9 protein-coding genes and 1 other RNA gene are annotated in these 13006 nt (G+C 68.2%); 4 read left to right on the forward strand and 6 right to left on the reverse strand.

The features are described from left to right. Nucleotides 1-28: 28 nt before the first annotated feature. Nucleotides 29-1333 (reverse strand): ABC transporter substrate-binding protein, encoded by a 1305-nt coding sequence (locus AC1AXT_RS02115; RefSeq protein ID WP_476540277.1) that lies wholly within the window; start codon nt 1331-1333, stop codon nt 29-31. 253 nt (nt 1334-1586) lie between these two features. Here AC1AXT_RS02115 and AC1AXT_RS02120 point away from each other — a divergent pair, with 253 nt between their 5' ends. The 4 genes from AC1AXT_RS02120 to ssrA all read left to right on the forward strand — a co-directional run bounded on the left by AC1AXT_RS02120 (nt 1587) and on the right by ssrA (nt 5899). Then, a complete protein-coding gene (locus AC1AXT_RS02120) occupies nt 1587-3059 on the forward strand; it encodes a right-handed parallel beta-helix repeat-containing protein (protein ID WP_476540279.1) in 1473 nt (490 codons plus the stop codon). A 99-nt stretch (nt 3060-3158) separates the two neighbouring features. Continuing rightward, complete coding sequence (locus AC1AXT_RS02125) at nt 3159-4358, forward strand: ROK family transcriptional regulator (RefSeq protein ID WP_476540281.1); 1200 nt, start codon at nt 3159-3161, stop codon at nt 4356-4358. 71 nt (nt 4359-4429) lie between these two features. After that, a complete protein-coding gene (locus AC1AXT_RS02130) occupies nt 4430-5347 on the forward strand; it encodes a carbohydrate kinase family protein (protein WP_476540283.1) in 918 nt (305 codons plus the stop codon). Nucleotides 5348-5500: 153 nt separating this feature from the next. Then, nucleotides 5501-5899: a transfer-messenger RNA gene (ssrA, locus tag AC1AXT_RS02135) on the forward strand. Nucleotides 5900-6045: 146 nt separating this feature from the next. Here the strand turns inward: ssrA and AC1AXT_RS02140 are convergent. The 5 genes from AC1AXT_RS02140 to murD form a co-directional block, all read right to left on the reverse strand. Then, nucleotides 6046-7443, reverse strand: a complete 1398-nt coding sequence (locus AC1AXT_RS02140) for a cell division protein FtsQ/DivIB (RefSeq protein WP_476540286.1) — start codon at nt 7441-7443, stop codon at nt 6046-6048. 5 nt (nt 7444-7448) lie between these two features. Next, nucleotides 7449-8966 (reverse strand): UDP-N-acetylmuramate--L-alanine ligase, encoded by a 1518-nt coding sequence (gene murC / locus AC1AXT_RS02145; protein WP_476540527.1) that lies wholly within the window; start codon nt 8964-8966, stop codon nt 7449-7451. A 77-nt stretch (nt 8967-9043) separates the two neighbouring features. Further along, nucleotides 9044-10237, reverse strand: coding sequence for a UDP-N-acetylglucosamine--N-acetylmuramyl-(pentapeptide) pyrophosphoryl-undecaprenol N-acetylglucosamine transferase (locus AC1AXT_RS02150; protein ID WP_476540288.1), 1194 nt, complete (start codon nt 10235-10237; stop codon nt 9044-9046). A 51-nt stretch (nt 10238-10288) separates the two neighbouring features. Further along, nucleotides 10289-11569, reverse strand: a complete 1281-nt coding sequence (ftsW, locus tag AC1AXT_RS02155) for a putative lipid II flippase FtsW (RefSeq protein WP_476540290.1) — start codon at nt 11567-11569, stop codon at nt 10289-10291. Further along, nucleotides 11562-12983, reverse strand: coding sequence for a UDP-N-acetylmuramoyl-L-alanine--D-glutamate ligase (gene murD / locus AC1AXT_RS02160; RefSeq protein ID WP_476540292.1), 1422 nt, complete (start codon nt 12981-12983; stop codon nt 11562-11564). The genes ftsW and murD overlap by 8 nt, the downstream gene beginning before the upstream one ends. Nucleotides 12984-13006: the final 23 nt, after the last annotated feature.

A 13006-nucleotide genomic window follows, 5' to 3' on the forward strand; every position in this document is an offset into this window, starting at 1 on the left:
CGTTGAGCGGGAGGGATGCGGCGGCATGTCACTCGGCTACGGACAGCCCGTAGTCCTTCAGCGTGGCGATGGAGGTTTCCTGGGCCTGCTCGAAGACGGACTTGACGGTGGCGGAACCGTTGGCCGCCTTGGACGCCTGGTTGGTCATGGCCGTGGAGACGGCGGAGAAGCCAGGGATGTAGGTGAAGGCGCCCATGTTGTCGTTGGCCTCGATGAACGTCTTCATGACGTCCTGGCCGCCGTAGAACGCCTTCCAGTCCTCAGGGGTCTTGGCGTCGTCGGTCTTGGCCGCCACGACGAGGCCCTGGCTGATCAGCGCGTCGACCTGCGTGTTGAACCAGTCGAGGAACTCCATCGCTTCCTTCGGATGGTCGCAGCCCTTGAGCACGGCCACGCCGGAACCGCCGTCGGGCCCGGTCTTGCCGTCGTTGGCGAACCAGTCGCCCAGCTGCGCGACGGCCCAGTCGCCCTTGCCGGCGTCCCCGATGGAGTCCATCAGCAGCGGCGCTTCCCATGCGGCGCCGATCGTGCCGATCAGCGTGCCGTTCTGCAGGGCCGCGTCGAACGAGGGGTCCCAGCGCGGATTGGTGGCGATGGCCTTGTCGTCGAGCAGCTGCTGGAACACGCTGGAGACGGCCGTCGAGCCGTCGGTCTCGGTGTCGACGACCCAGGCGTCGTTCTTGACGGCGTACCAGCTTCCGGAAGCGCCCGACAGGCCGGAGAGCATGTTGCCGGCCTCATCGGCCTCGAAGTCGAGGATGTACTTGCCCGACGCGGCCGCCTTCTTCGCTTCCGACAGCAATTCGGCCTGCGTGGACGGCACCGACAGGCCCAGGTCGTCGAACGCCTTCTTGTTGTAGAAGTAGACGAGCGGGCCGGTGTCCTGCGGCAGGCCGTAGGTCTTGCCGTCGACGCCCATCAGCGAATAGGGGCCCGACGCGAAGTCGCCCTTGTACTGCTCGGCGTACTGGGTGACGTCCTCGAGCATGCCCTTGGTGAACACCTCCGGCAGCTCGGAGTAGCCGACCTGCGCGAGGTCCGGCGCGTTGTCGGCCTTGACGTCGGTTTCCAGCTTCTTGATCATGTCGCTGGCATTGCCGTTGAACTTCGTGGCCGTCACCTGGATGTCGGGATGCTCCTTGTTCCACTGGGCGACGATTTCGTCGACGGTGGTCATGCCGTCGTTGTCGGGCAGGCGGTGCATGTAGGTCAGGTGCACGACGCCGTCCGACGACGAATCGGCCGACGAGCCGGACCCGCATCCGGCGAGGCCCATTGCGGCGGCGCATACTGCTGCTACCGCGGATACGATGCGTAAACGATTGCCTTTCATTGTCCTTCTCCTCATCGAGTGGGAATGCATGCCGCCACGGCTTTGTGGCAACTGCCTTCAGTGTACAAACCGTGAAGATTTACGTCAACAATCTTAACTAATCAGCGTGTCGCCTTATCGGACAATCGTTTTTCACTACGATACCCACGACACCACCGTGTCGTTTTTTCTTTTTTGTTAAGATTCATTGCAATGAATCTCGTTCGCCGTTCCGTCGCACCGTTGCCCGGTTCGGCCCACCGGAAGGACAACGATGACAGCCTACCATTTCTCTTCGGCCGCGCCCGACGGCGGCGACGGCAGCCTTGAGCGCCCGTTCAACGACCTCGCCGCCGCCGGGGACCTGAAGCTCGGCCCAAGCGACGCGATCGCGCTGGAACGCGGCTCCGCATTCCGCGGCCAGGCGCTGCACGTGCACGGCGGCGGCGCACTGGGCGCCCCGGTCCGCATCGAGCCGTACGGCGACGAGGCGGCCGCGGCTCCCCGCATCGACGCCGACGGCGCGGGGGTATGGCAGGAGGACTACCGCGCGCCGATCGGCGGCTCGCCGCACCTGAACCGGGCGCCCGTCTCCAGCGCGCTGCTGCTGCGCGACGTGCCGTACGTGGAGGTGCGGGGGCTGGAAATCACGAACCGGCGTGCGCCGGGCGAAGGGCCGTTCAACGCCCTCGACGCGCTGTGCCGCACCGGCGTCGCCGTCATCGCCGAGCGCGGCACCGTATGCCATACGGTGCTCGAGGGGCTCGACGTGCACGACGTGGAGGGCAACGTGTACCACAAGCACCTCGCCAACGCCGGCATCGCCGTGCTCGCCCACCTGAACCCGTCCGCCGACCAGCGCGACCCGGCCAGCGTGGCGCGCGGCGTCGCCCGCTTCGACGACGTCCAGGTGCGCGGCTGCACGGTGCGGCGCACCGACCGCTGGGGCATCGCCGTCGGCTACACCGCCTACCTCAACGTCATCGATAACGGCGAGCGCGGCGAGGACGGCCGCTGGACGAACCGCTTCGACTACGGCGACGGCACGATCGACCGCGCCACGCTGCGCCAGTACGGCGCCACCGGCGTAACCGTGGAGGGCAACGTCGTCGAGGACGCCGGCGGCGACGGCATCACCGTCATGTACTGCGACGCCCCGCATGTCACGCGCAACGTATGCCGCCGCGCCGCGCGCCATATCAACGTGCGCGACTACACGGCCACGTCGCACGACCGCGTGGCCGCGGCGATCTGGCCATGGCGGTGCAAGGACGCGCTGTTCGACTTCAACGAGGCGTACGGCACGCTCGGCGCCGGCGAAGGCAACGCGGACGGCCAGGCCTGGGACGCCGACTACGGCGACGGCACCGTGTACCGCCGGAACGTGTCGGGCGGCAACACCGGCGGCACCGTCATGTTCTGCAACGAGATGGCCGTCGGGTCGCTGTTCGAGGGCAACGTCGCCGTCGGCGACCTGATGGGCGCCATCGACATCCCGCGCAATCCGGACGCGACGGTGCGCGGCAACGCGTTCATCCTGCGCGGGGGCGCCACCCCGCTGCGCGAAGACCGGGCCGACGGCGCCGCCGTCATCGAAGGCAACGCCTTCATCAACGAAGGCGGCGAGCCGCTGCGCCCCGACTGGCACCCGGAAGGTTCCCGCGTGTCGTACCACGGTAATCTCTATGTCGGGTTCGCCACGGCGCCGCAGGACGACGGCGAGCCGATGGCGGCGCCGGGACGCTGACGTACGACACGCGGGCGCGTTGTGTTATATGTTAATCTCGTTAATATATAAATTACGTTAAACACGAAGCCGTGCAACGAACGCAGCAAGGAGGCGCAGATGGCAGGGAACGCACCATCGCAGGCGAGCGTGTCCGAAAGCAACCGCGGACGCGTGCTGCAGCACCTGTACCGGCACGGCGTCGAGTCCCGCGCCAGCATCGCCAAGGACCTGCAGCTGACGCCGGCCGCCATTACGAAGATCACCGGGCGGCTGCTCGACGCCGGCGTCATCCGCGAAACCGGCAACATCGAAGGCGGCCGCAACCGCCGCTCCATCGGCATCGAGCTCGACCGCACGCAGTTCCACGTCGTCGGCGTCAAGTTCGCCCGCTCGCTGGTGGCCATCGGCGTCTTCGACCTCGCGGGAACGCCGCTGGAACTGCAGGAGCTGCCGTGCGTCGGCCACGGCACGATCCCCCAGACGCTCGAGGCCATCCACGCCGCCGTGGAGTCGCTCATCGCCGCCGACCCGGCGATCCTCGCCGTCGGCATGGCGGTGCCCGGGCCCTACCTGAAGAATGAGGGCCGCACCGCCGTCGTGTCGTCGATGCAGGAATGGCGCGCCGTGAACTTCCTCGACGAATTCCGCGACGCGTTCGGCGTGCCCGTCTTCGTCGAGCAGGACGCCCGTGCCGGCGTGCTCGCCCAGCGGCTGTTCAACCCCGGCGAATCCGGCGAAAGCCTGGCCTACTACCTCATCGGCGAAGGCGTCGGCTGCGGCGTGCTCGAACGGGGCGCGACGATCGACGGCGCCCAGGGAGCCGCCACCGAACTGGGGCACATCAGCATCGACGTCGCCGGGCGGCCATGCGAATGCGGCAACGTCGGCTGCCTCGAACGCTACTGCTCGGCCGTGGCGATCCACGAGGAGCTCAACGCCGGCACCCTGGTACCCGGCAGCGAGTCGATGACGCACCGCGAAGCCTGCATGGCGCTGTTCGCGCTGGCGCGCGAAGGCGACGGGCAGGCGCTGGAACTGGTGCGGCGCATCGGCCGCTACGTCGGCTACGGCGCCGTGACGATATTCAACGCGTTCAACCCGTCGCGCATCGTGCTGGGCGACATCGTCGCCGAAGCGGGCGAGCCGCTGCTGGAAGCGGTGCGCGAAACGGTGCATGAACGCGTGCTGCCGGCGCTCGCCGACGCCACCTCCATCGAACTGTCGTCGCTGCCGGCCGACGCCGCCATCGCGGGCGCCGCGGCCGTCGCGATCACCCAGGTACTCACCAACCCCTCCCGCTTCTTCGACGTGGCGTGAGGGCCATCGAAATCTCTCTGCAGACAACCCAGCATCCGCGGCCCGCAGGCCTCCTGAAGGAAGGAACCACCATGACCACACCATCTGACAAGCCCACCGTCGTTTCCCTTGGCGAACTGCTGTGGGACATGCTCCCCGACGGCAAGCGCGCCGGCGGCGCGCCCGTCAACTTCGCCTACCATGCCATGAAGAACGGCGCCGACGGCTATTCCATCAGCGCGGTGGGCAACGACGAGCTCGGCGACGAACTGGCCGAGGCGGCCAGCGGCGCCGGCATCCATGCCGTGCTGCAGCGCAACGAACACCCCACCGGCACCGTGCAGGTGGCGCTCAAGGACGGCATCCCCGAATACACGATCGTCGAGGACGTCGCCTGGGACCATATCGAGGCGACGCCGGAAGTGCTCGCCATCGCCGCGCGTGCCGACGCCGTCTGCTTCGGCACGCTGGCGATGCGCTCGGCCGATTCGCACGCCGCCATCGCGGCGATGCTCAAGGCGACGCGCCCCGACGCGATGCGCTTCTTCGACATCAACCTGCGCGGCGACTTCTATTCGAAGGAGCTGATCGAGGAGGCGCTCGGCTTCGCCACCGTGTTCAAGATCAACGACGAGGAGCTCGACCTGCTGCGCGGCATGTTCGGCCTCGGCGACATGCCCGACGACGAGGCGGCCCGCTGGTTCATCGACCGTTTCGGCCTCGACTACCTGATCCTCACCGGCGGCTCCTCGTTCAGCTCCGTCTACGCGAAGGACGGCGAGGTGTCGACGCTGGCCACGCCGCTGGTGAAGGTCGTCGACACGGTCGGCGCCGGCGATTCGTTCTCCGGCACGTTCACCGGCCGTCTGCTGAACGGCGCGACGATGCAGGAAGCGCACCGCGCCGCCGTCAACACCGCCGCCTTCGTATGCACGCAGGCCGGCGCGTGGCCCGACTACCCGGAGCAGATTCCCGACTTCCTCGCCATGAAGGAAGCCGGCGAGCTCTGACCTCCTCCCCTGCCCTGCGGTTCCTTGGGCGGCTTTGCCGGATGCAGGGGCTCGCCGTCGGCGTACGCTGGCACGCGAGCCCTTGCATTCGGCTGCAAACGGAGTATATTGGCTTGAGCCGGAACGTTCCGGCGGCTTGACAATTGAAGATTCGGGGCCGATTTGGTTTCGACGGCGACCTGTTCGCTTCGGGGAAGCGTGCCGAGAATGCAGAGTCCGCTCGTGATGCTCTCTGCAAAAGAATAAGTGCTAAATCTAACCGCACTGAGTTCGCTCTCGCCGCCTGATTTTTAGGTCAGGACTTAACCCGCGAGTAGCACTCCGTCCACTCCTTGTCGTCTTCGCGAGGATGCTGGGCGTCGTTTAGAGGACTTGCCCGGAACGTTGGTTTGCACGGCGCTTCGGGGACTCTCAGTGTAAATAGGACCGCCATCAGCCGTCTGCGGCATTGATGGGATCCGATAAACACGCCTCCTAGGCCAGCAGAATACGCACGTAGAAGACCGAGGGTACGGTCGCCGGACCGGGGTTCAATTCCCCGCGGCTCCACGAAAACGAAAAGGGGAAACGTTGGGATTCCAACGTTTCCCCTTTTTTCATTGCCGCTCGCGGACCCCTGCGGAGCCCTTTTCGTCACTGTTTCGTCACTGTTTTGTCAGAAGTTCGTCAGAGGTTTTCGTCCGCGCCCGGTATCCGCGCTACTTGATGATCGGGCGGCTGGGCGCCGAGACGTCGACGTTCTTCTTGTCGCCGATGACGTCTGGATCGTTGATGATCTTGTCGACGATGGCGCTCTTGAGCTCGATGTCGTTGTCGTCGCCCCACACGACGGTGATGCCGTTCGACAGCTTCGTCGTGATCGAGTCCTGCGTCTGCGCCGTAACGGAGCTGATCTCCTTGCGCAGCCATTCGGGCAGCTCGTTGAGGATGACGAGCGCGGAGCGCACCCCCTTGCTCTTGATGGCCTCGTCGACGCTGTCGACGTCGATGACCGGAATGCCCTCCACCGACGTGTCCTTGGCGACGGCGTTGAGTACGCGCCCCTGCGAATCGACGGCGGTCAGCGTATCGCTGCCGGACGCCTTGAGCATCGCAGCCGGACGCTGCGCCGTAACGGAGACCTCCAGCCCGTCGGGGAACTTCTTCGTGGCCTTGGCCTGGGAGACGCCCGGAATGGCCTTGAGCGCGTCCTGCACTTCCGAATCCGACACCAGCAGCAGCGATTTGCCCGCCTGCTGCTGCGCGATGTCGAGAATCTGGGATTTGCCGACCCAGGCGTTGTCGCCGGACACGGCGATCTTCGACGCGTCCAGCCGTAGCGCCGGCGAAAAGAACAGCAGCCAGACAATCGCGGCCACCGCGGCGACGGCTGCCGCGATGATCGACACGCGAATCGCCACGGCGCGGATGCTCGCCTTGCGGCGTTCCTTGACGCGCGCCTTGAAATCGACGACCTTCGGACGCGTGGCGACGCCCAGGCCGCCCGATGTTTCACGCAGCGTTTTGCCGAGCGCGTCCTCGCTTTGCAGCCGCCGCGCATCGACGAAGGCGCCCGGACGCGACGACGACTGCGCAGCCGGCTGGCGCTGCATGCCGTTCGAGGCGATGCGGTGCCTGCGGGCCCGTTCGTCATGCGCCTGCATGCCGCCCGAACGCGCGGAGCGCGCCACCGCCTGCCCCTGCGCCGGCCCCTTGTGATGGGCGTCGTTCCTGCGCTTGCCGTCGCCGGCGCGCCTGGCATCGGCCTTGCGCTTGCCGGCGCCTGCACGCATCTGGCTGGCGGACGGCCGTCCCGGCTTGCGTACGCCAGATGACGCGCCCCGGCCCGACGATGCGGCGGCGCGTCCCGAGGCGGTTGCGCGCTCCCCGCCGCCCGTCCTGCCAGAAGCGGAGCGGCCCGAAGCGGTACGGGCGGAAGCGGCGGCATGGCCCGACGATGCGGAGCGCCCCGATGCCGCCGTGCGTCCCGAGGCGGCGGTACGGGCACCCGAGGAACCCCGTGACGGGGCCTGCCCGCGGGAGGATGAAGCGGCGCGGCGGCGCCCTTCGCCATCATCCTGCGGCGAACGCGACGAGCTGGAAACCGAGCGGGCCATCGGCGTCACTCCTTGCCGAAGCGCGCCGCGAGCGCGTGGAGGATGACCGGCGCCATCGCCGTGACGTCGCCGGCGCCGACCGTCAGGATGACGTCGCCGGGCTGGGTGCGCACGGCGATCATGCGGGCGGCCAGGTCCATGTCCTCGACGGCGCTGATGCGGCCATCGTTGCGCAGCGCTTCGGGCGCGGCGTCGACGATGGTCTGCGCGCCGACCTGCGGGAAGTCCTCCTGACGTTCACGTGCCGGGTATACGCCGGTGACGATGACGTCGTCGGCCGCTTCGAGCGCCTCGGCGAACTGGGCCGCGAAGAACTTCGTGCGGCTGAACAGGTGCGGCTGGAACAGCACATGGACCGACGCGCGCGGATAGCGCCGGCGCGCCGCGTCCAGCAATGCGGCGATTTCGGTGGGATGGTGCGCGTAGTCGTCGATGACGGTGATGCCATTGACCGTGCCGCGCACGTCGAAGCGCCGGGCCGCCCCGCGGAACGTGGCCAGGGCGCCGGCCGCCGCATGGGGCTCCACGCCCAGCAGGATGGCGGCGATGATGGCCGCGGTGGCGTTGCGCGCGTTGTGCAGCCCGGGCACCGCGAGCTCGACCGGCAGCTGCAGCCCTTCGCCGCCGGCGAGCTCCGGCGGGATGGCCAGCATAAAGCGTTCGCGGCCGGTGCCGGCGTCTTCGTGCTCGGAGCCGATATGCACGAACGTCACGCCGTAGGCGCGCCCGGCCTCCCCTACCGGCTCGGTGGAATAGGCGACGGTGCGTTCGGCCACTTCGATCGGCATGCGCTCGACGACGTCCTGCGAACCTTCGTCGTCCAGGCAGATGACGACGTGCCCGGTGGCGTTGGCCGCGTGGGCGGCGAACGCGTCGTGGTAGGCGCCGGCGTCGCCGTAATGGTCGAGATGGTCCGGTTCGGCGTTCGTGATGACGGCGATCTGCGGACGGTACTTCGCGAAGCTGCCGTCGGATTCGTCGGCCTCGGCGACGAGCGCCTCGCCGGTGCCGGCATGGCCGCCTTCGAGCGTGCTGCCGTCGGCCGCCTGGATGGCGCCTCCGATGGCGTAGCTGGGGTCGGCCAGCGCGCCGGTGCCGGCATGCACGAGGATGTGGGCGAGCATCGAGCTCGTCGTCGTCTTGCCATGTGCGCCGGCGACCGTCACGGCGCGCTTGCCGTGCATCAGCAACGCCAGGATGTCGCTGCGGTGCACGAGGCGCGCGCCGGCTTCCAGCGCCGCCCCGACTTCCGGATTGTCCGGCTTGATGGCACTGGAGTAGACGACGGTGTCGGCGCCGGCGACGTTTTCGCGCCGCTGCCCGATGAATACCTGCACGCCGGCTTCCCCGAGCCGCTCCGTGCGTTCGTTGCCGTGGGCGTCCGAGCCCTGCACCGGCACGCCGGCTTCATGGAGCATTTCGGCGAGCACGCTCATGCCGGCGCCCCCGATGCCGATAAAGTGGACCCTCCCCAGGTCGCGGATGCCTTCATCGTCGCCAAAACGCGCCTGCGATGGGTCCATCGTCTGCTGCGCCACGTTTCCTCCTTCAGTCAAGCTTTCGTCGGGATATCTCCAAGATTTATCTGCGCGATTGGGATTTATCCGCGCGTCCCCCGCTGCGCATGCGCCGTTTCGAGGATCTTCGCCGCCATCGCGTCGGCGGCATCCCGGATGCCGTACTCCCACGCCTTGGCGCCGTAGGCGCGCAGCGTCGCCGGATCGTCCAGCAGCGCGGGGACATGGGCGGCCACCCATTGCGCCGTGAAGTCACGGTCGGCGACCATGATGCCGCCGCCGGCTTCGACGACCGGCTGCGCATTGAACCGCTGCTCGCCGTTGCCGATGGGCAGCGGCACGTAGATGGCCGGCAGGCCCAGCGCCGTCAGTTCGCTGACGGATCCGGCGCCGGAACGGCAGATGACGAGGTCGGCGCAGGCAAAGGCCCAGTCGATGCGTTCAAGGTATTCGGCGGCATGGTAGTCCCGGCCCGGGTGGCTGTCCTCGCCGATGCCGGTCAGCGCATCGGGACCGGCGCTTGCGGCTACGAGCGAGGCGACTTCGTCCAGCTTGCCCTTGCCGGTCAGATGCACGACCTGCGCGCCGGCAAGCAGCGTCGCGGCGCTCGATGCGACGGCGCGGTTGAGGCTCACGGCGCCCAGCGAGCCGCCGGTGACGACGATGATGGGCCGCGACGGGTCCAGCCCGAGCTTTGCGGCCCCCTCGGCCCGCGCACCCTGCCGGTCGGAGGAGAACCGTCCGGCCAGTTCGGCGATGGCGGGACGCAGCGGCAGCCCGACGCGTTCGATGACGGTGGCTGCGCCGCCCTTGAGGCCGGTGCCGTCGTAGGCGGTGCCGACGTAGCCGGCCCAGCGTGCGCCGAGCTTGTTGGCCATGCCGGCGCGCGCGTTCTGTTCATGGATGATGACGGGGATGCCGAGCTTGTGCGCCGCGGCATAGGCCGGGGCGGACGCGTAGCCTCCGAAGCCGGCTACGACGGCGGCATGGCGGCGTTCGAGCAGGTCGCGCACGCGCTGGTTTTCCCGGCGCCACTTGGCCGGGAACTGCAGCGCCGCGCGGTTGGGGCGCCGCGGGAACGGCACCTTTTCGATGGTGGCCAGTTCGTAGCCCGCTGCCGGCACGAGCGTGGCTTCGAGGCCGACGGCGGTGCCCAGCGCGATGATTTCAGATTCGGGCTCGCGGCGGCGGATGGCGTCGGCGACGGCGAGCAGCGGATTGACATGGCCAGCGGTGCCCCCTCCGGCGAGGACGATGGCGTTGCGTGGTGTGCTCATAGTCTCCCTACCTTAGTACGACGCCTGCCGGGCACGCTCATCCCGGCGGCTTCATATCCGCGTCGTTTCGGCCTTGATCTGCGGCTGGGCGCGCATCATGCTGTCGGCCACCCCCGCCGCCAGCAGGCACATGATCAGCGACGAGCCGCCTGCCGACACGAACGGCATCGGCACGCCCATGACGGGCAGCAGGCCGATGACGACGCCCATGTTGATGAGCGCCTGCCCGCAGATCCAGGTGGTGAACAGCACCAGCGAGATCGACACGTACCGGTTGCGCGTCTTCATGGCGATGACGACCATGCACCAGCCGACGACGACGAACAGCAGCAGCACGGCCAGGGCGCCGACGAAGCCGGTCTCCTCGCCGATGATGGCGTAGATGAAGTCGTTGTGCGCTTCGGGCAGATAGTTCCATTTCTCGCGGCTGTTGCCGATGCCCACGCCGAACAGGCCGCCGGAGGCCATGGCGTATTTCGAATGGGTGGCCTGGTAGCACACGCCTTGCATGGCTTCGGCCGAGCAGGTCTGGTAGGCGGCGAAGATGCGGCTCATGCGGTTGGAGCTGGTGAGCACGGCGACCAGCACGACGGCGAGGACGGCGCCGCCGCCGACGGCCATCCATTTGAGCGGGAAGCCGCCGATGAGGAACCCGACGATGCCGATGGCCACGATGATCAGCCCGGTGCCGAGGTCCTTGCCGAGCAGCACGGTGCCGAGCGCCGCGGCGAACCAGAGGGCCGGCTTGAGGTAGGCCTTCACGCCCTCCTTGTCATAGCGCCCCCTAGCCTCCAGCATGGCCTTGGGCAGCCAGATGCACAGCGCGAGCTTCATGACCTCGGCCGGCTGCATCGTGAAGCCGCCGAAGCCGATCCAGCTGCGGTTGCCGTTGACTTCGACGCCGAGCGGCGTTTTCGTCAGGCATTGCAGGACGATCGCCAGCAGCAGTGCGCCGAAGGCCCAGCGCTGGTAGACGCGGTGCGGCACATGCATCGCGATGAACGCCAGCACGACGCCCACGATGCAGTAGATGCCCTGGCTGAGCGCCTGCTTCCACGGGGAAGCGCCGGCGGCGACCATCGTGACGGCCGACGACGAGAACACCATGATCAGGCCGAACACCGTCAGCACGCATACGCTGATGCGGAACCCGTGGTAGCACCACAGCGGGTTGAGCAGCATGCGCCAGCCGGTGTACGAGCCGAAGTCGGCCCGTTCCTCATGCGTGCCGGTCTGGGCGCCCGATGCGCGGCGGGAGGACGCATTGCGCGGCGCCTTCGCGCCGGACGCGTCCTGCGGGGCCGCTGCCGAACCGCGCACGCTCCTAGCCATGGCCATGCGCCTTCACCCAGGCGCGGGCGGCCTGCGCGAACCGGTCGCCGCGTTCGGCATAGGACTTGAACTGGTCCATCGAGGCGCATGCCGGCGCCATCAGCACGACGTCGCCGGGGGCGGCATATGCGCCGGCCGCCTCGACCGCGCGTTCCATGACCGACGCGTTGTCGGCCGGGTCGATCAGCGTATAGGGCAATTCCGGCGCGCTGGAGCGCAGCGCCTCGACGATTGGGGCCTGGTCGGCGCCGATGACGACGGCCGCCTTCATCGTGTGCTTCTGCGCGGCCACGAGGTCTTCGAACCGCGCCCCCTTGGCCAGTCCCCCGGCGATCCAGACGACGGAACCGGCCGGATAGCTTGACAGCGACGCCTGGGCGGCATGGGCGTTCGTCGCCTTCGAATCGTCGACGAAGCGGATGGAGCCTTGCGGCGAGGCCAGTTCGGCGACCTTCTCGATGCGGTGGCCCCCCGGGGCGAAGCGCTGCAGCGCCGCGACGGCGGGTTCCCGTTCGGCGCCCATGCCCAGCACCAGCGCGAGCGCGGCGAGCGCGTCGGCCATCAGATGGGGGTAGACGGTGCCGTCGGGTTCGGCGAAATGCGTGAACGAGGCCACCGGGGCGATGCGCGTCGCCTCGGGCGAACCGGACAGCCCGCTCTTGTCGACGATCCAGCCATCGGCGATGCCGATCTGCCCGTCGGCGGGTTCGTGGAGGGTGAACCCGACGCGCAGCGCGCCGGGCTGCGTCTGCGCGCGGTCGGCGAGCGCGGTGACTCGGGCGTCGTCGGCGTTGTAGACGATGGCGCGCCGGGCTCCATGGAATACCTTGGCCTTGTCGGCCGCATACGCCTCGATGCCGCCATGCCAGTCGAGATGGTCGTCGGCGATGTTGGTGATCGCCGCGCAGTCGAGTTCCAGCGAATCAGTGAAGTGCATCTGGAACGAGCTCAGCTCCACGCACAGCGCGTCATGCTCCGGCTCGTTCGCCGCATGCGAGACGGATACGCCGATATTGCCGACGGCCGGCGCGTCCAGGCCGCACGCCTCAAGCATGGCGGACACCATCTGGGTCGTCGACGTCTTGCCGTTCGTGCCGGTGATGCCGATCCATGGGGCCGGCGCCCCGGTGCGGGTTGCCGGCACGCGCAGCCGCCATGCCAGCTCCACTTCGCTGACGACGGGGACGCCATGCGCCTGGGCCTCGACGATGAACGGCGTGCGCGGATTGAAGACCGGCGACACGCACAGCAGGTCGACCCCGTCCCAGTCGATGCCGTCGAACGACGTCCGGCCGGCGCCCGGCTTGCGTTCGTCGACGGTGATGACGCTGGTGCCCTGCTGCTTGAGCAGCTGCGCCATGTTCTGTCCCGAAATGCCCATGCCGGCCACGACGGCCGTTGCGATGCTTTCCATTGCTGTTCCCCTCTTGGATCTTG

Source organism: Bifidobacterium sp. LH_450 (genome assembly GCF_056356715.1).

Coding starts and splice junctions, on each gene's coding strand:
- murD (WP_476540292.1), bottom strand. CDS start 12,983: ATGGAAAGCATCGCAACGGCCGTCGTGGCCGGCATGGGCATTTCGGGA.
- AC1AXT_RS02130 (WP_476540283.1), top strand. CDS start 4,430: ATGACCACACCATCTGACAAGCCCACCGTCGTTTCCCTTGGCGAACTG.
- murC (WP_476540527.1), bottom strand. CDS start 8,966: ATGGACCCATCGCAGGCGCGTTTTGGCGACGATGAAGGCATCCGCGAC.
- AC1AXT_RS02120 (WP_476540279.1), top strand. CDS start 1,587: ATGACAGCCTACCATTTCTCTTCGGCCGCGCCCGACGGCGGCGACGGC.
- AC1AXT_RS02125 (WP_476540281.1), top strand. CDS start 3,159: ATGGCAGGGAACGCACCATCGCAGGCGAGCGTGTCCGAAAGCAACCGC.
- AC1AXT_RS02140 (WP_476540286.1), bottom strand. CDS start 7,443: ATGGCCCGCTCGGTTTCCAGCTCGTCGCGTTCGCCGCAGGATGATGGC.
- AC1AXT_RS02150 (WP_476540288.1), bottom strand. CDS start 10,237: ATGAGCACACCACGCAACGCCATCGTCCTCGCCGGAGGGGGCACCGCT.
- AC1AXT_RS02115 (WP_476540277.1), bottom strand. CDS start 1,333: ATGAAAGGCAATCGTTTACGCATCGTATCCGCGGTAGCAGCAGTATGC.
- ftsW (WP_476540290.1), bottom strand. CDS start 11,569: ATGGCTAGGAGCGTGCGCGGTTCGGCAGCGGCCCCGCAGGACGCGTCC.